Source organism: Pseudomonas sp. SDO52101_S400, from assembly GCF_054071635.1.
The window spans coordinates 72,481-91,837 of sequence record NZ_JBSVWF010000003.1; the positions used below are offsets into that span (position 1 = coordinate 72,481).

The following is a 19,357-nucleotide window of genomic DNA, read 5'->3' on the forward strand; positions in this document are numbered from 1 at the left end:
GTGACCTGACATGAATCCAAAGGAAAACTACCTGCATGAGTTCTTCAGGATCTTCTTCGCCAACAAGCGACTGGTGAAGCGTGTCTTCCTGATCTTTGCAGTGATCGCACTGTTGCTGCCGCTGGTGCTCAAACAGAGCTTCGATATCACCGCCCAGGTGATCGTGCAGTCGAAAAAACTCTCCCAGGGCGACGCCACAACGTCGCTGACCGTGGACAACGCCACCTTCATCCCGCCGTCGCTGGCGGACATGGAAACCGAAAGCAATATCCTGCGCTCGCCGGCACTGATCCGTCAGACCATCAGCGAACTGCGCGACAAGGGTGAATACACCCCGTCGCCCGGCGTCTTCGCCCGGCTGATCGGCGAGCCGTTCAAGCGCTACATCACCTCGCCGCTGCGCCAGTACCTGATCAACCCGCTGCGCAACCTGCTGGGGCTGGAGACGGATCCTGTGCGTGACACCGCCCTCGATGCGCTGACGCAACAGGCCATCGACAGCCTGAAGATTGAGACCCTGCCCGGCTCCAACGTGATCTCGATCGTCTACAGCTTCCCCGATCCGCATCAAGGCACGACGTTCGTTTCCGCCCTGCTGCAAAACTATCTGGTGAGCCGTCAGGCGCTGCAATCGATCGACCTGCCGCAGTCGTTCTACGAGTCGAAAAAACACCTGTACCAGGTGCGCCTCGATGGTCTGGAGGGCAACCGGCAAGCCTTGCTGGAAAGTGTCGGCGCGTCCGATCCGAAGGAAGAAATCACCTTCCGCCTGAACGCAATCAACACCGAAGAACAGGCGCTGAACCTGTATCGGGATCGTCTGCTGCAAAGCCAACGCTGGCTTGAGTACCTGAAAACCAGCCTGGCCGCCGCCAGCAACAACAAACTCAACGATTACACCTTCCCCTACACCTTCACCACCACCGTCGACAACGTGGCGTTCGAAGACCGGGAAATCAAACAGCTCGGCGAGCAGCTGACCACCCAGGTCAGCCGCTACATGAATGACCTGGCAGTGTTCCAGCCCGGCAGCGAGCCGATGCTGCTGACTCGCGAGCAGATCGCCCGCACCCGTCAGCAGTTCCTCAAAGTGGTGAGCAACCGCATCCAGGAACGCACCAATGACCTGGCCGTTGTCCAGCAGGTGATCGATCAGAAAACCGCGCGCATCGCCGAGTTCAAGGCCCGTATCCACGAGTTGCAGCAGACCCAGAGCAAGCTGCGGCAGATGGACACCGAAATCGACGCCCTGCACGCCGCGTTCTCGACCTACGCCCAGCGTTTCGCCGAAAGCAGCACCACCCGCTCGCTGAACGACGATTTGTCCAACGCCCGGGTCCTGAGCCCGCCGTTCGAACCGACCGAAGCGGCGTTCCCCAAACCGCTGCTGATCATTCCGTTCGGCCTGTTCACCGGCCTGCTGCTGGCGATTGCCCTGGTCTACGTGCGTGAGTTCTTCGATCACCGCTTCAAACACCCGGCGCAAATCAGCCACGAACTGGGCCTGCCTGTGCTGCTGGTGATCAACGACCAGAGCACTCAGCCGGGCAATCCACACAAGAACTGGACCGTGCCAAGCTTCGTGCACTGGGTGCGCAATTGAGCACCCCGTCCTCCCCGAACGCCGCCCTGCCGATCATTCATTTGCTCAGCAGCGGCGGCTTCTATGGGGCCGAGCGGATGTTGCTGGATCATTGCCTGGCGACACCGGGGCAGCATCAGGTGCTGTTTCTCGATGCGCCGCCGGAACTGATCGAGCGTTTTCGCGAGGCAGGCGTCGATGCACAAGGTTGCGCCGGGCTCGGTGCATTGCTCGGGCATCTGCGCCAGCGCCGGGCGGAATATCCGTTGATCAACACCCACAATTTCAAAGGTCTGTTGTTCGGCTGGATTGGCGCGTCGCTATTGCGTCTGCCACTGGTGATCACCCAGCACGGCTTCACCCCGCGCAGCCGCAAGCAAAAGTTCTACACCTGGCTGAGCCTGCAACTGTGCCGCACGGCATCGGTGGATCGGGTGGTGTGCGTGGCCGAAAGCATCGCGGTGCTGCACCGTCAGGCCAGCGTCCGTGCAGAAAAGCTGCAAGTGATCCCCAACGGTCTGCCGGCGGCGGTCGCTGACCCGATGCCGGCAGCCGATCATCAGCGCTGGCTCGCCGGTTACGTTGGCCGACTGAGCAGCGAAAAAGGCCCGGACCTGTTTCTCGATGCGCTGATCCCGCTGTGTCACCAGCATCCGCAACTCGACGCGGTGATGCTCGGCGACGGCCCGGAGCGCGAGGCGCTTCAGGCGCGGATCAACGCCGCCGGATTGCAACAGCGCATTCGTCTGCCGGGTTATCAGACCGACATGCGCCGCTGGTGGCAGCAACTCGACGCGCTGGTGATCAGCTCGCGCACTGAGGGCACGCCGATGATTTTGCTGGAAGCCATGCAGTCCGGGGTGCCGGTGGTGGCGTTCGCGGTCGGCGGGATTCCGGATGTGCTGGAAGACAGACATAACGGCCTGCTGGCCGCGCCGGCCGACAGCAGCGCCCTCGCCCGTCAGCTCGACACGCTGCTGAGTCAACCCGCGCTGGCGCGCAAACTGCGCGACAACGCCAAACGCACGCAACAGGACCGCTACGACCTCAAGGCCCTGGCCGAACGCTGGTCGCAGTTGTACATCCGCACGGCACGGGAGGCACGCGCATGATTTTCCCGCTCTCGATCGTCAGTCTGCTGGGTCTGGTCTGCATCGCCTTGCTGGCCAGTCCTTATCCGTATCTGGCACCCGGCGCGGTGCTCGGTCTGGTGGGGTTCGCGGTGCTGTACCGCAAGCCGACCTGGGGGCTGCTCGGCATCGCCGCACTGGTGCCGTTCGAGGGCTTCTTCAAGGACAGTTCACTGTCGGGCAGCAAACTCATCGGCGCGTCGTTGGCGGTGATCCTGATGCTGCAACTGGCGATGCACCAGATTCCCTCGGAACGCCTGCGCAGCAATATCTGGCGCTACCTGATCTGGTTCATGGTTCTGTACTTCCTGAGCCTGCTCAACACCGATGACCTGGGCATGTCGCTGGGTCACCTGCGCGAACTCAGCGTCGGTCTGATCCTGTTCGTCATCACCTTGCTGATCGGCCGCGAACTGAACCTCGACCTGTTCGCCCGACTGGTGACCCTGAGCGTCAGCGCCACCTGCGCCATGGCGATGTTCTCGACCAAATTCCAGGATCAGGGCCGCGCCGCCGGCCTGCTCGAAGACCCGAACGCCTTCGCCCTGCTGATCGCGTTTGCCGTACCGTTGGGCCTGCTGCTGGTGATTCGCGGCCCGAACCTGCTGCACCGCTTGTTCTGGGGCGCTTGCTGCCTGCTGTTGCTCGGCGGCATGACCAAGACCGAATCCCGCTCCGGGCTGGTAGTGCTGGCGTTGAGTCTGGTGATCGGTTGCTGGCACTACCGCGCGCAGCTGTCGCGGATTCGTCCGCGTCACTTGGGCTTTGCGATGCTCGGCGCGGCGATCGTGATTCCACTGGCGATCTACGCGATGCCTGCAGGCTACATTGCGCGCATCCAGTCCCTCAGTGTATTGAGTGCGGGAGCCAAGGGGCACAACGACGAATCCCTCGGACGCCGCGCCTCGTACATCGTGGTCGGCAGCCAGATGATCCGCGAAAATCCGCTGCTCGGTTCCGGCCCCGGCACCTTCCCGCTGCACTACGCTACCACCGGTTACGCCAAGGCGTTTTCCGCCAACCGCAAGATCGGCGACCTGTACCGCCGCGCCCACAACACCTACCTGGAAATCTTCAGTGAACTGGGGGTTCCCGCCGGCCTGCTGTTCGTCGGCATGCTCGGCCTGGGCCTGTACAACCTGATCCGCGCACGCCGCGCCTGGATGCAAAGACGCGACTGGGAACAGGCGGATCTGATGACACACCTCGGCGTGAGTTTCCTGTCACTGACGCTGTTCCTGATGTTTCTCAGTGCACCGAATCAGAAGTACGTGTGGATCATGCTCGCGCTGACCAGTGTCCTGCGCCTGAAAGCCGAGCAGGCACCGTTGACGGAGGCCCGGGCATGAGCCGGATCAGTGTTGTCATTCCGATGTTCAATGAGGCCCGGCACATTGGCCGCACCCTGCTGGCCGCGCAAAAAGCCGCCCACGCCGCCAGTGTCGAGTGCGAACTGATCGTGGTCGACAACGGCTCCACGGATGACGGCCCACAGATTGCCCGCCAGTTCGGCGCCCAGGTCCTGGTCATGCCGGGCCTGCTGATCGGTGCCCTGCGCAATCGCGGCACCGCCATCGCCACCGGCGAATGGCTGGCGTTCATCGATGCCGACATCGAGATGCCCGAAGACTGGTTGACCGGACTGTTCGCCCTCGAAGCCGAAGGTCACGCCGACGTGTTCGGGCTGGACCTGCACACCCCCGCCGCCGCGCCGTGGTACGCCGTGGCCTGGCAACGCCGAACCCAGCGTCCGGTCAGCCACGCGGCTCACGCCGTGGACTGGCTGCCCAGTGCCAACCTGCTGATGCGTCGACGCTGGTTCGACAAGGTCGGTGGGTTCAACGAAACCCTGCGCACCGGCGAAGACAAAGAGTTCACCCTGCGCCAGCGCGAACAAGGTGCGCGGTTGCTGTCGGTCAACGAAAGCGTCGCACTGCACTGGGGCTACGAGATGAACTGGCGCGAATGGATGGGCAAGGAAATGTGGCGCCAGGGCAGTCACCTGCAACTGCTGCGCACCCATGGTTTCAGCCTGCGCCTGTTGCGTTTCCCGTTGCTGTCGCTGGCGGCGTGGCTATTGGATCTGCTGGCGATTTCCGCGCTGCTCAACGGTTTCCCCCATCACGCCGCCGTCATGGTGACCATCACCACGATACCGGCGCTGGTGCTCAGCATCCGCCAGAGTCGCCAACAGCATGACCTCGGCCTGACCCTGCAATTGTGGGGGTTGCATTGGGTGCGCCTGCACCTGGCCGGTGCCGCGTTCGTTCTCAGTCTGTGTCACTGGAACGCCAGGAGGCCTGCCCGTGGCTGAGTTCATTTTCTGGATGTGCCTGCTGCTGCCGGTGTACGCCTATATCGGCTACCCGTTGCTGCTGACGCTGCTGGCGCCGCTGTTTCCGGCGTGGCGCCACAGCCCGGCGCCACCGCTGAACATCAGCATCGTGATCGCCGCGCACAACGAGGCGCGGCATATCGAACACAAGCTGCGCTCGCTGCTGTCTCAGGATTATCAGCCGGCCACCCTGCAAATCATTCTGGCCAGTGACGGCTCCACCGACGACACCGTGGCCTGCGCGCACAAGGTCGTCGACCCACGGATCACCGTGCTCGACCTGCCGCGTCAGGGCAAGGCCGCGACACTCAATGCCGGCACGGCTTTGGCCACGGGCGATATTCTGGTGTTCACCGACGCCGACAACCAATGGTCGCGGGAAACCCTCGGCTACCTGCTCGCCCCCCTGAGCGATCCGCAAGTCGGCGCCTGCGCCGGGCATATGGTGATCCCGGTCACCGGCGGTGGCTTGAGTGTCGGCGACAGCCTGTACCGGCATTACGAAGGCTGGCTGCGGCGGGTCGAGAACCGCACCGGTTGCATGGTCTCGGCCGATGGTGCGCTGCTCGCCCTGCGTCGCGAGTTGTTCGAGGACGTGCCGGCGGAGGTCAACGACGACTTCTTCATCAGCACCTGCGCGCCAGTGAAGTTCAAACGCATCGTCTACGTGCCCGAAGCGCAAGTGATCGACCACGGCGTCGATGAAGCGGACAAACAGTTCCGTCGGCGTCAGCGAGTTACCGTCGGCGGATTGCAAAGCCTGGCCCAGCGCAGTGAGCTGCTCAATCCGCTCAAGCACGGGCTGTATTCGATTGCGTTGATCAGCCACAAATTGATCCGGCGTCTGGCGCCGATTCTTTTGCTGCCGTTGCTGCTGAGCAATTTCTGGCTGTGGGACGACCACGGTTTCTATCGCCTGAGCCTGATCGCGCAACTGTTTGGCTACGCCATCGCGATTGCCGGCCTGCTGGATTCGCAACACCGCCTACCCAAACCGTTCCGCCTTGCGGCATTCCTGCTGGTGACACTGGCCGGGATGAGCATCGGCCTGTGGCAGTTCCTGCGCGGCCAGCGTTACGCCCAGTGGAACCCTGACCAAAACCGTTGAGAGGGCTCAAGCCATGGCGATCAAACAACTGATAAAACGCACCAGTGGCTGGCTGTATCTCAACTCGTCCGTGGGGCGAAACCAGTTGCACGGCGCCGGGGTGATCCTGATGTTGCACCGGGTGCTGGCCAACGATCGCGCCGCCGACCTGCCGCACCGCAACGAACTGTGCGTCGGGCCGAAAGCCTTCGAGCATTTGCTGGTGTGGCTGCGCAAGCATTTCGATTGCGTGCCGCTGATGGAAGTCCTCCAGCCCAACGCCCTGCGCAGCGAGCGCCCGCAAGTGGCGCTGACCTTCGATGACGGCTGGCGCGACAACGCCGCCAACGCCTTCCCGCTGCTGCAGAAACATCAGGTGCCGGCGAGCATTTTCCTCTCCACCGACTTCATCGGCAGCCGTCAGCGCTTCTGGTGGGAAAGCATCGGTGAAACCTTGTGGGGCAGCCACGGTGAAAAACCGCGCATGCACCTGATCGACTGCTTGCAGGCGATGCACCACCCGCTGCCGGTGTTGATGGACGACATCGATGTAGATCGTCGCAGCCTGACGTTGCTGCACTATCTGCAAAGCTTGAAGAGCTCTGACCCGGCAATGCTCGAACGCCTCACCGACGAGTGCCCGCCAGAGTCACAGCCCCAGGCGCTGGACTGGCATCAGGTGCGGGCCATGGAAGCGTCGGGGCTGGTGCGCTTCGGCCCGCACGGTGCCAGTCACGCGATCCTCACCCAACTCGACGACCTGCGCCTGAGAGAAGAAATCAGCCGCAGCCGCGACGCCCTGCACAACGGCTGCAACCGGCCGTTGCCGGTGTATTGCTACCCCAACGGCGACAACGATGCACGGGTTCGCGAACAGATTGCCAGCCACGATTACCCGTTCGCCCTCGGCACCGGCAGCGGTATCTATCGCGGCGCTGGCGATCCGCTGAACCTGCCACGTTTCGGCGTCAGCCAACGCACCGCGCGCAATCCGGAACTGCTGTCGTGGCGGATCTTTCGCGGGGCGCGACCATGAGTCGAGGCAGTTACCTCAAGCACCTGGCGCTGAGCATGGGCACCAAACTGGCGATGATCGCCCTGCGCCTGCTGAGGAATGTGTTGCTGGCGCGGATCCTCGGCCCCAGCGAGCGCGGCTTGTTTGCCCTGCTCAGCACCCTGCCCGACCTGATCAGCGCGGCCACCAGCGGCGGTTTGAATTCCGCCGTCGGTTACCAAGCCGCCAAGCAGCGGCCGATGGGGTTGCTGCTGGCCCAGGTGTTGGTCTTCGGTTGTCTGCTGGCAGGGCTGTTGACCTTGCTGGTGGTAGCGCTGGTGCGCGAGTTCGGCAGTGAACTGGACGTGACCGTGCAACTCGGCCTGCTGGCCTGGCTGTTGCTGCTGGCGGTGCCGTTGACCGTGCTCAAGAGCGGCCTGCTGACGTTGCACAATGCCTCCGGCGGCGTGGTCGCCTTCAACGCCTTGCGCCTGGTGGAATCCCTGGCGCCGCTGTTGTTGTTTCTCGCGCTGTTCTGGATGTGGAAAGAAGCGGCCCTGGAAGCGGCGCTGATCAGTTGGCTGGCGGGGATCAGCCTGGTGGTGCTGGCCGGTTGGGTCTGGCTCAAACGCGCACAGCCGCTGCAACTGCAATGGGATCGCGCCAGCCAGAACGAATTGCTGCGTTACAGCGCCCGCAGCCATCCCGATCTGCTGTTCCAGCAAGTCATCCTGCGCTCCGATTACCTGTTCATCGGCGCCCTGCTCGGCAGTACCGCGCTGGGTCATTACGCCATGGCCAGCGCCGCCGCCGAACTGCTGCTGATCGTTCCGGAAGCGGTGACCACGCCGCTGATGAAACGCCTGCTGCAACAGGACGAAGGCATGGACAAAGTTACCCCGTTGGCGCTGCGCCTGACCGCCACGGTGATGCTCGGCGCCTGCCTGACCATGGCCGTGATCGGCGAATGGTTGATCGTCACCCTGTTCGGCGTAGTCTACCAACCGGCGTATCCGGCGCTGCTGGCGTTGCTGCCGGGCCTGTTGGGCCTGTGCTACGCGAGCATTCTGCGGCTCGATCTGCTGGGCAAGAATCGCCCCGGCACGGTGTCATTGCTGATGGGCCTCGGTGCCCTGCTCAATCTGGCCCTGAACCTGGTAATGATCCCGGTCTACGGCATCGTCGGTGCGGCGGCAGCCTCGTCGATTGCCTATCTGGCCGTGACGGTGGCGATGCTGGTGCTGTATTGCCGGTTGAGTGGCGTGCCGTTCTGGCAAACCCTGATCATCCTGCCCGCCGACATCGCGCCGATGTGGCTGATGTTGCAGCGTCGCTTTTTACAACGGAAATCCGCATGAAACGCCTGGCCCTGCTGCTCGGTCTCGGTCTGTCGCTGGACGCCTTCGCGGCGTCGATGCGCTGGGGCGACATTCGTGACGGCAGCCTGTACCTGCAAGCGGATCGCCCTGACACCGTGACCGTGCGCTGGGCGCCGGCGTGGCAGGCGGACGCCAACGAAGAGCACCTGTACCTGCTCGACGGACAGGGCAAATTGCAGGGCGAGCGCTTCATCAAGGCCAGCGAAACCCGTGGCAGCCAGAGCTGGCCGTTGGCGCCGGGCGCGGCGAGCTATCAGTTGGAAATCCCCGGCTACAGCTTCCGCAATTACCGGGTCGAGCACGACGAAAACACCGTGGCATTGTTCGCCCCGGCCAAGGTGCATTTCAGCGCGGAAACCCGTGACGGCGATGAGCTGTTTTTCAAGATCGCGCCGGGGGAACACGCGGTGCTGGCGGGCAAATTCCACGGTGGCGTCAGCGCCCTGCAAGCGCAGCGGGTCGGCGACGGCCAACAGTTGTCGCTGGCACTGAAACCTTATCGCGCCTATTGGCAGTTCGATCAGGTCGCGCTGCCGGTCAGCGATCGCGAACAAGTCTGGCGCCTGCGTCTGCAAGGCAGCGGCAAAGCAGCGTTCTGGCTCGATGGCACGGCCAATCTGTTCGCGCAGAATCCGCAGCAGCTCAAACCGCTGCGCGAAGACGAAGGCCAGACCCGCCTGACCCTGCACGACAAAGTCCTCGGCCGCACGCCGGACCTGGGCATCGCCCTGCCCTATGTGATGCCGCCGCCCGCCAGTCATGCGGCGCTCGATGCGCTGAAACCGACGGCCGCCAGTTACTACAGCTTCGTCGATGTGACGGCGAAAAAACCGCAGTTCGAAGATGCGTTTCGCCAGGTCTATCAGGATCGTTTCGGCATTCGTCAGGACATCACTTTGCTCGCCGGCAGCCAGCGTCAGGCGGACCTGCGCGCCGATGTTCAAAGCAACGGCGGCCTCGACGCCTGGCTCACGAGTACACGACGGCTTGGAGGCAAAGGCACGCACTACATCGGTTTTGCCGACGAACCGAACCTCAACTATTCGAGTTACGAGCAATACCGCTCGATCTTCACCAGCATGGCCCGCCAAGTGCGCAGCGATCCGGCCAATGCCAAGGCCGGCGTGCGCATTGCGATGCCGGCCAGTTCGCGGCTGGTCAACGGCCCGTTCGCCGACAACGCGGCAAACAAACGCGGCATCGACTGGGCCCGGCGCCTGCTGGGCGAGTCCGCCGATCAGGTGGATGCACTGGCGTGGCACGAATGGATGATCCGCGACCTGCTCGCCACCCGCGTCTACCGCGACAGCGTACGCCGGGCCGCCGATCTGGTCGGCCTCGATGCCAAGGGCCAGCCGCGCAAGGCCTTGCTGCTGGATCAGACCAATCTGTCCAGCGGCTCAAGCCTCAGCCCCTACGATCAGGAAACCCATTACACCTCGCTGTGGTGGGCCTCGGTGGTGATCAACGCCTCCCAGGACGGCTTGCTGACGATGCTCAACTGGTTTCAGGCCGCCGATGAGCCGGAATACCCCAAGGGCATGTTGCGCGTCTCGGCGGATGAACAACACTTCGAACTCAAACCGGTGGGCCTGGCCCAGCAGTTCATCCAGCAACATTGGCTGCACAAGGTGTTGTGGCTGGAAAACGATGCGTTTGAAGTCGATGTGCTGGCGATGGCTGGCGACGATCAGCGCGGGTTGCTGGGCGTCAACAAGGGCACGCGCTTGCAGCGTGTCGATCTGGCGGGGGCCAAGTGCCCGTTGAACAACGGCGCCCTGCGCTACTTCGGCGCCGACAACCGCAGCCGCGACGCGCCCTTCCGCTGCCAGGACGGTCGTGTGCGTTTCGAGTTGCCGGGGCAAACCCTGTTTTCTCTGAGCTGGAGCGCTTGATGAACCGTCCGTTGATGTCCTGCCGCGCAGGCCACTTGCCGCGCGATGCCACGTCATCAGGAGTAACGACCATGAACGTTGTGAAAAAAATCAGCGAGCACATCAAACAAAAAGGCCTGCGCGCCACGTTGGCCAAGGTGTGGAAGCACTACGTCTTTTCCCATCAGGAATTGCTGTGGATGGAGCGCGACCTGGTCAGCCCGGTGCCGCCCCACAGCCTCAAACCCTACCCGCCGCTGCGGGTGGTGAAGATCACGCCGGACAACGCCAGCGCCTTCGCCCGCTACTTTGGCGACCGCGTCGGCACCATGGCCGAGCTGGCTAACGAAGGTCACACCGGGCACATGCACCTCGACGATCAGGGTGACGCAGTGGCCTTCATCTGGGGCAGCGCCCGGGACTATTTCGACCGGCACTACTACGGCTGCATGTTCCCGGTTAAACCCGGTGAGTTCTTTGAATTCGGCGGCGAACTGACCCGCGCCTACTGGGGCACCGAACTGTCGGTGGACCTGCAACTGGAACTGTGGAAAGCCATGGCCGCCCAGGGCTGCGACAAGGTCGTGGACGTCTGCGAGTTCCACAACATCCCGGCGCTCAAGCTGCACCTGCGCATGGGCTACACCGAGCAAGGCCGGATCATGAACGTCTACACCCTGTTCGCCCGCTGGCGCTTCTACCGTGAAACCCGCTACAGCGGTTCGCGTCTGGACGCGTTGCGCAAACCTTCCCGTCCCTCCGTCACAGCAACGGCGACCTGAGCCTATGGCGCGATTCGAATGGCGCACCTCGTTGTGCGCACCTGACTTCCCGGCAGCGGCCTATGAAGCGCTGCGCCTGCGGGTGACGGATCACACGCCGTTCAACAGCCTCGGCTGGTTGATCGCGGCAGAGCAGACACTCGACGCGAGTGAGCATCTGCACATTCTGCTGGGCTGGGAAGCGGACGAATTGCGCCTGTGCCTGCCGCTGGTGGCCGGCCGTGAACGCTTTGGCGGAATCCCCTTTTGCGTGGTGCATCACCTCGGTTATCCGCTGGCGGACCGGCTGGCGCTGCTGTCCGTGCTTGAGGCCAACGACATGCGCCAGGCGTTGTTGCTCATCCGTCAGCGCATCCCCCACGCCTTGCTGCAACTCAACGAGCTGTCTGAGCCGGCGGGGGAAGAAAGCGCCCTCACCGAATGGATGGCGCGCAGCTCGACCGGCGAACGGCGCTTGAGCTGTCGCGTACCTGTGCACCTGATCAGCGAAGCCGACCTTCAGGAAGTCTCCGGCGATCCACGCTACAAACTGCGCCGTGCGCGTAAACGCATTGCCGCGTGTGGCGCTATCGTGCGGCGGATCATTCCGGATGCCCTGACCATGGGCCCACTGTTGCAAACCATCAGCGAAGTCGAAGCCGTCAGTTGGAAAGGCGACGAAGGCGTCGGCATCTTCGCCAGCGAACGCAGCCGCCGCTGCATCGAAAGCGCCTTCACCGCCCTCGCCGCCCAAGGCCTGGTGCGCGTGGTCACGCTGGAGCTGGACGGGCGCTGCATCAGCTACCGGCTCGGCCTGCTCGAACAGGGCCGGCTCTACGATTACAACCTCGCCTTCCTGCCGCAATACGCCGATCTGGGCAGCGGTCGGGTGTTGCTGGAGGAATGGATTCGCTGGGGCCTGGAGGATCACTGGCGCTGGATCGATGCCTCGCGGGTCAGCCTGGAGAACTCCAGCCATCAACTGCACGAACGCATGACCGGGCAACTGGAACACTGGCGCTGGAGCTTCTACTCCTGGCGCCCGAGCGGTCTGTTGCTGGGGCTTGGACTGCGCGTCTGGCAACGGCTCAAACCGAAACTGCAGCAGTGGCGGGCCCGGCGTCAAACGGCAAACGCCAAACCCGCCGTCAAACCCGGCGCCATCACCATGGAGGGCGAACATGCCTCGCCAAGTCATAGTCAACGCTGATGATTTCGGCCTGACCCCGAACGAGAACGCGGTGATCTTCAGTGCGTTTCAGGCCGGGGTCATCAGTTCCGCCACGGCCATGGCCAACATGCCGGCGTTCGAAGCCGCCTGCGCGATGGCCCGCCATCACGTGCTGGAGGGCCGGATCGGCCTGCATTTCAACCTGACGTATGGCCGGCCGCTGAGCCAGGCGATTCTCGCCCGCCCCACCTTCTGCGACAGCCAGGGCGTATTCGACCTCAACCTGCCACGGCACAGCCTGTGGCTCGGCCGAGCGGATCGCGAGGCGGTGCAGGAGGAATTGCAGGCGCAGTGGCAACGCTGTGTCGATCATGGCGTGCGCCCGAGTCACATCGATTCCCATCAGCACGTGCACAACATCTGGCCGATCGGCGAGATCGTCGCGCGCTTCGCCGCCCACCAGGGCGTACCGGTGAGGCTGGCGCGCAATCTGGGGCAAAACCTCAGCCTGCCGAAACGCATATTCAAAGGCTTGCTCAACCGACGTTTGCAAGGACTGGCCGGTGCGACAGCGGACTACGTCTGCACCCCGGTCGACCTGCGCAACGAGCCTGCGCCGACCGACGGTGTGCTGGAAATCGTCGCGCATCCCAATCAGCTCGGGGCTGATTTCGGTGATGCCTATCTACAACCCGGAGAGTCCTTGAGCCGCGTGTTAGAGCAGCGGCTGGCGGGCGTTCCACGGATCTCCTACACCGACCTGAACAAGGATTTTCTAAGCGGTGCCGCGGCACTCGATTGAGTTACACAACTGGCAATACTTTCGAAGATGGCACTTTGAAATGAACTTGCCAGCTTGATCTATACCCACAAAAGCCACATCCAAAAACACCCGGGCTTCGGCCACGGAGGGCATCATGAGCGTCATCGAAAAGCTGCGCGAACGCATCAAGCAAAAAGGCCTGGGCCGCACCTTCGGCACCTTGTGGAAACGCTACGTGTTCTTCCATTGGGAACTGCTGTGGATGGAACGCGACCTGATCAGCCCGGTGCCACCGCACAAGCTGCGCCCTTATGAAGGCCTGCGCAAAGTCGACATCACGCCGCAGAATGCCGGCGCCTTCGCCAAACACTTCGGTGACCGCGTGCAGACCATGGCCGAACTCGCCAGCGAAGGCCACACCGGGCACATGTACCTGGACGCCGACGGTCACGCCGTAGCCTTCATCTGGGGCAGCACCCGGGATTATCACGACCGTCACTATTACGGCTGCAACTTCCCGGTCAAACCGGGCGAGTTCTTCGAATTCGGCGGCGAAATGACCCGCGCCTACTTTGGCAGCAGCCTGTCGGTGGACGTGCAAGTCACCCTCTGGCAAGCCATGGCCGCCCAGGGTTGCCACAAGGTGGTGGACGTCTGCGAAACCCACAACATCCCGGCGCTGAAGCTGCACATTCGCATGGGCTATCACGAACAGGGCCGCGTCACCCACGTCTACGGCCTGTTTGGTAAATGGCGGTTCTTCCGCGAGACGCGCTATGAAGGTTCGCGTCTGGAACCGTTGCGCAAACCGGGGCGGCCGGTGGTGACGGCGGCTGCGCAGGCTTGAATTGAAGAAGGCGGCCAATCGGCCGCCTTCATAACGCTCAATTCGGACTTCAGTTTTTCACCCCCACCCACGTAAAACACATCGGCATCTGCGCCTCGCGGTTCAAATACTGGTCATACGCCTCTTCCCGGTTCGAATGCGGGTATTCCTTGAAGTGCGCGATGTTCAGTCCGGCCTCGATGGCGGCGGTGAAGATGGCGCCGAGGTTGTGCACGAACCAGTACGACGGCGCGGCCTGTTGTTCGACCTTGCCGACGTAGACGATCGGTTCTTCCTGCACGAATGGTTCTTCGCGGAAATACGAGGTCGCGAGGCGAAACGGATCTTCGGCGTCGGGATCGACCATTTCCAGGAACGGGTGGGTTTCGTAGATCACCAGCTGCCCGCCCGGTTTGAGGGTCGAGGCGACGTGGCGGAAGAACTCGCCGATGTCGGGCATCCAGTTGAGGACGCCGATGGTGATCAGCGCCACGTCGAAGCGAGCGCGCAATGATTCGGGCAGGTGATGAATATCGGTTTCGATGAATTCGGCGTTGTGCGGCGAACGGCTGTTCAACTCCCGGGCCTGTTCGAGAAACGCCGCCGATTGATCGACACCGACGACGCTTCGCGCACCCAGCGCGAACAGCGAGAGGCTCTCGCGGCCATTGTTGCAGCCCAGTTGCACGACGTCCTTGCCAGCGACACCGACCTGCTCCAGCAGCCCGCGCAGGGTTTCGTCGAGGCAGGAAAAGTCAGCCTGGGTGACCTCTTTCAGCAAAGCCTGCCAGTCAGGGGAATCCTGGTGATGACGGGCAGAATCGTTCCACGCCTGACGATTGCTTTCGATGGCGTTCTTGTTGTTTGGCACTTCCATGGCGCACTCCGCACGATGCTCTTGATTGAGCGGCCCGAGTCTAGTTGAGCCCGCGGATCCAGGTTGTTGCGAACTTGTAAGCCAATGGCCGGCTATAGTTAATAGCCTTGGGGAAAACCGCTTCCACAGGTGCCGCCATGCAAACGTTCAACCGGCTGCTGTTATCCGCCTGTCTGCTCGCCGCCACGCAGGCGCAAGCCCTCGACAGCAATTTCAACTACTACGGGCCGAACCAGCCCTTCGCCCACCCGGCGCCGCCGTCGCTGAATGCCCAGCCGCCACGGCCGTTCGATGACACCCAGCCACAGGATTTTGTGGTGATCCCCGATCGCCACGACTTCCACGATTCACAACTGCCGACCGTGGCCGATGCGACGGTGCGGGTGTTTATCCGCACGTACGATGCCGAGCGCGGCATTTACGTCAACGACGAAGTGCTGGATCCGACGTGCCTGCTGGAGTGCCTGAGCCCGCCGAATCCCCGGAGTAACGCGGTCTACCACTGACGCTTGTCCGGGCGCGCCAGGCCGAGCTTCTCGATGCGATAGCGCAACATGTCGCGACTCAGGCCCAGCAAGCGGGCGGACTTGGTGACATTCCAGTCGGTCTTGTCGAGCATTTTGCGCACCATGTCGCGCTCGACCTCCGGCAGGTTCATCGACTCGGTGTTGCTCGCCGGGCGCGGCTCGAAATGCGGCACTTCGTGATGCTGATGCTGATGCAGCGGCGGTTCGTCGACCAGGCTCATGCACACGTTCAACTGGTGCGCGGCAATGGTGTCGCTCGGCGCCAGCAGCACGGTCTGTTCGAGCATGTTACGCAGTTCGCGCACGTTGCCCGGCCAGGTGTAATTGAGCAGCAACTCTTCGGCCTGCTGGCTGAAATGCAGGTTCGGTTTGCCGTAGCGCTTGCCGTGACTGGCGAGAAAATGCCGGGCCAGCAGCAGCGCGTCGTCGCCCCGGGCATACAGGCGCGGCACCTTGATCGAGATGATCCGCAGACGGAAGAACAGGTCACGGCGGAACTTGCCCTGCTGCACCATCTGTTCGAGGTTGCAGTTGGTGGCGCTGATCACCCGCAGGTTGACCTTGCGCTCCTTCACCGAGCCGACCCGGCGAATGGTGCGATCCTCCAGCAACTTCAGCAGTTTGGCTTGCAGCACCAGATCCATTTCGCCGATTTCGTCAAGAAACAGCGTGCCGCCGTCGGCCGCTTCCACCAGCCCGACGCGGCGATCCTTGGCATCGGTAAATGCGCCTTTCTCGTGGCCGAACAGCTCCGATTCCACGAGGTTGGCAGGAATCGACGCGCAGTTGAATTCAATGAACGGACCTTTGCTGCGCGCGCCGTCGAAATGCAGCGCACGCGCCACCAGTTCCTTGCCGGTCCCGGTCTCGCCTTCCACCAGCACCGGCGGCAGATCACCGTTGGTCATGCGGCGTTCGGCTTCGAGCAGTTGGCCGATGGTGTTCTTCAAATGCTGCATCGGCGCCGATTCACCGATCAGCGCCTGCACCCCGGACTTTTGCGCCTCACGCTCCTGATAGAACGACAACGTGCGCTCCATCCGTTCAGTGGCCAGAGCCTTGTCCAGCAGCAGTTTGAGCTCCGGCAACGCGACCGGTTTGGTGACGTAATGAAAGGCGCCCTCCTTCATCGCGACCACCGCATCTTCGACGTTGCCGTAGCCGGTCATCATGATCACTTTCAGATCCGGCGCGCTGATGCGCAGCTTCTGGATCAGGTCGTGACCACTCATGCCCGGCAGCGAGTTGTCGGTCAGCACGATGTCCGGCATGAAGCTTTCCAGTTGCTCCAGCGCGTCTTCAGCCGAATGACAAACCGTCACCTCGAAGTCTTTGCGCTCCAGGTAGGTCTGAATATTGTCGGCCAACAGTTCGTCATCCTCGACCAGCAGAATGCTGTGTTCCATATTCCCCTCCCGATGCCACTTTAAAGTTGAGACTGACGCGGGTTCCTTCCTGCTCGCGGCTGGTCAATGCGACCGAGCCCTGAAAACGCTCCATGATTCTTTTGACCAGTGCCAGGCCAACCCCGAGGCCGCCCTGCTTGGTGGTGAAAAACGGTTTGAACACCAGCTGTTGCTGCTGCGCACTCATGCCTTTGCCGGTGTCGCCCAGAGTCATGCACACCTGGCCGGCGTGAGGCGTCTGAATGTCGACACTCAGCACGCCACCCTTGGGCATCGCTTCCAGGGCATTGGCAAACAGGCTATTGAGAATCTGCGTCAGCAGCACCTTTTGACTGACGACCGGCGGGCAGTCTTGCGGGCTGAATCGCACTTCGACCTCGCTACGACGGATCAACGCATCAAACGCGCCAAGGGTGTCTTCGACCGCCGCCAGCAGGTCCACCGCTTCGCCGTCATCGTTCATCGGCCGCAGTGACACCAGCAACTCGCGCACCCAGCGCGACATGCGGTCGACCTGGCTGATGATGTCGCCGATATTGCGCTGGGCGCTCTGGCTGGCCACCTCCTGAGCCAGTTCGGCGCTGGAGCGGATGGTCGCCAGCGGGTTGCGCAGGCTGTGGGCCACCGCCGAGGACATCTCGCCCAGAGCGACAAAGGTTTCGTTGCTGATCAATTGCTGTTGCTGGCTCTGCAGCAAGGTCGAGGCACGCCGTACGATCCAGAACAACCCCAGGTATATCGCCGCGCCACCGAGAATCGTCGCTGCCCAGATCGCGGCGAAACCACGGTCGATGCGGTCCACCAGGTCCTCCGGCTCCTTATAGATTTCAACCATGGCGATAACTTTGCTTCCGTCGGCGTTGAACATCGGAATGTAGTTTTCGATGAACAGGTATTTGGGCTCGCGGGACAGCTTCTGTTCGGGTTTTTCATCGTCGATCTTGTGATAGCTGGAAGACACCGGCACTTTCATTTCGAAGGACTCGTCCAGCTCGTCATCGTCCTCGAATTTCACCCCGATCAGCTCTGGGTTGGTCGACCAGATCACCGAGCGATCCAGGGCGTAGACCGTCGCCAGCAGGGTGTCCGGCAAGTGTTCGACATGATCGAGAAACTCGGCCCGGGCGGCGGCATGGGCTATCGGGTCGACGTCGGGGTAGTTTTCGCTCTGACGCAGGTCGAGCATTTCGCCCATCGTGCGCAGCGGTGTGATGCCGGCATGGCGCATTTCCGCATCGCCGATGGCCTGGACGAACTGCGCCGTCAGCAGCGCATCGCGCTCCACGCTTTCGGTGACCACAAAACGCGTGGAGATATAGCCCAGCCCCAGCGCCACCGCCGCGATGATGAAAAAACTGGCCAGCGAGAACCAGCGCAACAGGTTGAACTGCCCGCCCCAACTCTTGATGGCTGCTACCGCGACATTCGGTGCAGGTGTTTTTTGTTCTTCCAGTCGTTGCATGGGGGTGCCCTGGCGTTTTGTATCGAACCGGTTACAGCCACCTCACGACTGAGTGTAGGTGGCAATGACCGTGATACAGGACTCAATGATGCTATTTAGCCGCTAGCGCATGCGACTCACCGTTTCGCTGCTCGCGGCGGGACTTATTGGCGTCAACGCCCCGTCAGCCAAGGGCTGCGTGGTCGGGTGCTGGCGCTCGGTTTCATCGCGCAGAAAGTCGATGATCGACTGCGCCGACAGCTCGTCCAGACGAAGGTTGGGCATCGGGATCCGCGCGTATTGTTCGAACAGTTGCAGCGCGATCGGGTCTTTTTCCGCCAGTACCCGATCCGGCTCGCGGATCCAGCGGTTGAGCCAGGCCGGGTCACGCTGGCGGGTCACGCCGATCAGATCCGGGCCGATATTGCGCATGCCGATGCCTTCGCCATCCTGCGGGCCGAGGCTGTGGCACGAAGCACAACGGGTGCGGAACAGTTCTTCGCCGTTGCTCGGCGGACGAATTTCCGGCGCATTGGCGTAGCTTTCCTCGATGCTTGGCTGTTTCCAGTTCTGCAAGGTGTTGGCCAGTTGATCGGCGAGGATCCACGGATTTTCGAACGGCGACGCCTTCATCCAGCGCCCGGTGCTCTGGTTGCCGACAATCAGGCTCAGGTTGTGATCCTTGGTGCGGCCGTTGTCGACGCCTTCGATGAACAGCCCGAGTTTCTTGCGCAGGTCAGTGACGTCTTCGAATTCACCGGTAAGGAATTTCCAGCCGGGGCCGACCTTGAAGCGTTGCGCATAAGCCTTGAGCACTTCGGGGGTGTCGCTTAGAGGGTCGATGCTGATCGAGTAGAAAAAGATGTCCTGCCCGACCCGGTCTCCCAGCAGTTTCTGCACCTGGCGCAGGCGTGCGGTTTCCAGAGGGCAGGAGTCGCTGCAAGAGGTGAAGATGAAGTTGATCACCACCACCTTGTCTTTGATCAGGTCATCGAAAAAACGCACCTGCTTGCCGTCCTGATCGATCAGCAGGGTGTTGGGGAAATAGTCGCCACCCCAGGGGGTGGCGGATTCGCTGGCGCCTTCGGGCAGCGCTTGATGGGCGGTGAGCACCTGACTGCCGAGCAGGCAGGTGACCAGCACCAGGATCAAGTGCATGCCGAGGGCGCGGGAGCGCGGCGTTGGCTGGGTCATGTCGGCTCCC

General features: G+C 62.4%; 17 protein-coding genes. 13 read left to right on the forward strand and 4 right to left on the reverse strand.

Annotation, left to right across the window (positions count from 1 at the left end; genetic code table 11):
- Positions 1-10 precede the first annotated feature (10 nt).
- The 12 genes from ACW9HX_RS01890 (at position 11) to ACW9HX_RS01945 (ending at position 13,923) form a co-directional block, all read left to right on the forward strand.
- Positions 11-1,603, forward strand: coding sequence for a GumC family protein (locus ACW9HX_RS01890; protein ID WP_457379276.1), 1,593 nt, complete (start codon positions 11-13; stop codon positions 1,601-1,603).
- Positions 1,600-2,694, forward strand: coding sequence for a glycosyltransferase family 4 protein (locus tag ACW9HX_RS01895; protein ID WP_457379277.1), 1,095 nt, complete (start codon positions 1,600-1,602; stop codon positions 2,692-2,694). The genes ACW9HX_RS01890 and ACW9HX_RS01895 overlap by 4 nt, the downstream gene beginning before the upstream one ends.
- Positions 2,691-4,061 carry an O-antigen ligase family protein gene (locus tag ACW9HX_RS01900; RefSeq protein ID WP_457379278.1) on the forward strand — a complete coding sequence of 457 codons (1,371 nt, stop codon included), beginning with the start codon at positions 2,691-2,693 and terminating at the stop codon, positions 4,059-4,061. The genes ACW9HX_RS01895 and ACW9HX_RS01900 overlap by 4 nt, the downstream gene beginning before the upstream one ends.
- On the forward strand, positions 4,058-5,026 hold the full coding sequence (locus ACW9HX_RS01905; RefSeq protein WP_457379279.1) for a glycosyltransferase: 969 nt from the start codon (positions 4,058-4,060) through the stop codon (positions 5,024-5,026). Before ACW9HX_RS01900 ends, ACW9HX_RS01905 begins: the two co-directional genes overlap by 4 nt.
- On the forward strand, positions 5,019-6,155 hold the full coding sequence (locus tag ACW9HX_RS01910) for a glycosyltransferase (protein ID WP_457379280.1): 1,137 nt from the start codon (positions 5,019-5,021) through the stop codon (positions 6,153-6,155). The genes ACW9HX_RS01905 and ACW9HX_RS01910 overlap by 8 nt, the downstream gene beginning before the upstream one ends.
- Positions 6,156-6,168: 13 nt before the next feature.
- Entirely contained in the window at positions 6,169-7,170 is a 1,002-nt protein-coding gene (locus ACW9HX_RS01915) for a polysaccharide deacetylase family protein (protein WP_457379281.1), read from the forward strand.
- Positions 7,167-8,486: a lipopolysaccharide biosynthesis protein gene (locus ACW9HX_RS01920; protein WP_457379282.1), complete on the forward strand. Its 1,320-nt coding sequence runs from the start codon at positions 7,167-7,169 to the stop codon at positions 8,484-8,486. Before ACW9HX_RS01915 ends, ACW9HX_RS01920 begins: the two co-directional genes overlap by 4 nt.
- Positions 8,483-10,402 (forward strand): hypothetical protein, encoded by a 1,920-nt coding sequence (locus ACW9HX_RS01925; RefSeq protein ID WP_457379283.1) that lies wholly within the window; start codon positions 8,483-8,485, stop codon positions 10,400-10,402. Before ACW9HX_RS01920 ends, ACW9HX_RS01925 begins: the two co-directional genes overlap by 4 nt.
- Positions 10,403-10,473: 71 nt before the next feature.
- Positions 10,474-11,163, forward strand: coding sequence for an N-acetyltransferase (locus ACW9HX_RS01930; protein ID WP_457379284.1), 690 nt, complete (start codon positions 10,474-10,476; stop codon positions 11,161-11,163).
- 4 nt (positions 11,164-11,167) lie between these two features.
- Complete coding sequence (locus ACW9HX_RS01935; protein ID WP_457379285.1) at positions 11,168-12,352, forward strand: GNAT family N-acetyltransferase; 1,185 nt, start codon at positions 11,168-11,170, stop codon at positions 12,350-12,352.
- Positions 12,324-13,115: a ChbG/HpnK family deacetylase gene (locus ACW9HX_RS01940; RefSeq protein ID WP_457379286.1), complete on the forward strand. Its 792-nt coding sequence runs from the start codon at positions 12,324-12,326 to the stop codon at positions 13,113-13,115. Before ACW9HX_RS01935 ends, ACW9HX_RS01940 begins: the two co-directional genes overlap by 29 nt.
- Before the next feature lie 115 nt (positions 13,116-13,230).
- Positions 13,231-13,923 carry an N-acetyltransferase family protein gene (locus tag ACW9HX_RS01945; RefSeq protein ID WP_457379287.1) on the forward strand — a complete coding sequence of 231 codons (693 nt, stop codon included), beginning with the start codon at positions 13,231-13,233 and terminating at the stop codon, positions 13,921-13,923.
- A gap of 49 nt (positions 13,924-13,972) precedes the next feature.
- Here the strand turns inward: ACW9HX_RS01945 and ACW9HX_RS01950 are convergent, their stop codons facing one another.
- Positions 13,973-14,779 (reverse strand): class I SAM-dependent methyltransferase, encoded by an 807-nt coding sequence (locus tag ACW9HX_RS01950; RefSeq protein ID WP_457379288.1) that lies wholly within the window; start codon positions 14,777-14,779, stop codon positions 13,973-13,975.
- A 137-nt stretch (positions 14,780-14,916) separates the two neighbouring features.
- Here ACW9HX_RS01950 and ACW9HX_RS01955 point away from each other — a divergent pair, with 137 nt between their 5' ends.
- Positions 14,917-15,285: a hypothetical protein gene (locus tag ACW9HX_RS01955; RefSeq protein WP_457379289.1), complete on the forward strand. Its 369-nt coding sequence runs from the start codon at positions 14,917-14,919 to the stop codon at positions 15,283-15,285.
- Here the strand turns inward: ACW9HX_RS01955 and ACW9HX_RS01960 are convergent.
- The 3 genes from ACW9HX_RS01960 to ACW9HX_RS01970 all read right to left on the reverse strand — a co-directional run bounded on the left by ACW9HX_RS01960 (position 15,276) and on the right by ACW9HX_RS01970 (position 19,347).
- A complete protein-coding gene (locus ACW9HX_RS01960) occupies positions 15,276-16,712 on the reverse strand; it encodes a sigma-54-dependent transcriptional regulator (RefSeq protein WP_457379290.1) in 1,437 nt (478 codons plus the stop codon). The two genes, ACW9HX_RS01955 and ACW9HX_RS01960, sit on opposite strands and share 10 nt — an antisense overlap.
- Positions 16,681-18,174: a sensor histidine kinase gene (locus ACW9HX_RS01965; RefSeq protein WP_457379291.1), complete on the reverse strand. Its 1,494-nt coding sequence runs from the start codon at positions 18,172-18,174 to the stop codon at positions 16,681-16,683. Before ACW9HX_RS01965 ends, ACW9HX_RS01960 begins: the two co-directional genes overlap by 32 nt.
- Before the next feature lie 102 nt (positions 18,175-18,276).
- The gene (locus ACW9HX_RS01970; RefSeq protein WP_457379292.1) at positions 18,277-19,347 is read right to left on the reverse strand and encodes an SCO family protein; all 1,071 of its coding nucleotides are present in this window, start codon (positions 19,345-19,347) and stop codon (positions 18,277-18,279) included.
- Positions 19,348-19,357: the final 10 nt, after the last annotated feature.

Bases quoted from the DNA above. Each gene is read 5' to 3' on its own strand.
- ACW9HX_RS01890 (WP_457379276.1), top strand. From the start codon at position 11: ATGAATCCAAAGGAAAACTACCTGCATGAGTTCTTCAGGATCTTCTTC.
- ACW9HX_RS01900 (WP_457379278.1), top strand. From the start codon at position 2,691: ATGATTTTCCCGCTCTCGATCGTCAGTCTGCTGGGTCTGGTCTGCATC.
- ACW9HX_RS01905 (WP_457379279.1), top strand. From the start codon at position 4,058: ATGAGCCGGATCAGTGTTGTCATTCCGATGTTCAATGAGGCCCGGCAC.
- ACW9HX_RS01915 (WP_457379281.1), top strand. From the start codon at position 6,169: ATGGCGATCAAACAACTGATAAAACGCACCAGTGGCTGGCTGTATCTC.
- ACW9HX_RS01920 (WP_457379282.1), top strand. From the start codon at position 7,167: ATGAGTCGAGGCAGTTACCTCAAGCACCTGGCGCTGAGCATGGGCACC.
- ACW9HX_RS01925 (WP_457379283.1), top strand. From the start codon at position 8,483: ATGAAACGCCTGGCCCTGCTGCTCGGTCTCGGTCTGTCGCTGGACGCC.
- ACW9HX_RS01930 (WP_457379284.1), top strand. From the start codon at position 10,474: ATGAACGTTGTGAAAAAAATCAGCGAGCACATCAAACAAAAAGGCCTG.
- ACW9HX_RS01935 (WP_457379285.1), top strand. From the start codon at position 11,168: ATGGCGCGATTCGAATGGCGCACCTCGTTGTGCGCACCTGACTTCCCG.
- ACW9HX_RS01940 (WP_457379286.1), top strand. From the start codon at position 12,324: ATGCCTCGCCAAGTCATAGTCAACGCTGATGATTTCGGCCTGACCCCG.
- ACW9HX_RS01945 (WP_457379287.1), top strand. From the start codon at position 13,231: ATGAGCGTCATCGAAAAGCTGCGCGAACGCATCAAGCAAAAAGGCCTG.
- ACW9HX_RS01950 (WP_457379288.1), bottom strand. From the start codon at position 14,779: ATGGAAGTGCCAAACAACAAGAACGCCATCGAAAGCAATCGTCAGGCG.
- ACW9HX_RS01955 (WP_457379289.1), top strand. From the start codon at position 14,917: ATGCAAACGTTCAACCGGCTGCTGTTATCCGCCTGTCTGCTCGCCGCC.
- ACW9HX_RS01960 (WP_457379290.1), bottom strand. From the start codon at position 16,712: ATGGAACACAGCATTCTGCTGGTCGAGGATGACGAACTGTTGGCCGAC.
- ACW9HX_RS01965 (WP_457379291.1), bottom strand. From the start codon at position 18,174: ATGCAACGACTGGAAGAACAAAAAACACCTGCACCGAATGTCGCGGTA.
- ACW9HX_RS01970 (WP_457379292.1), bottom strand. From the start codon at position 19,347: ATGACCCAGCCAACGCCGCGCTCCCGCGCCCTCGGCATGCACTTGATC.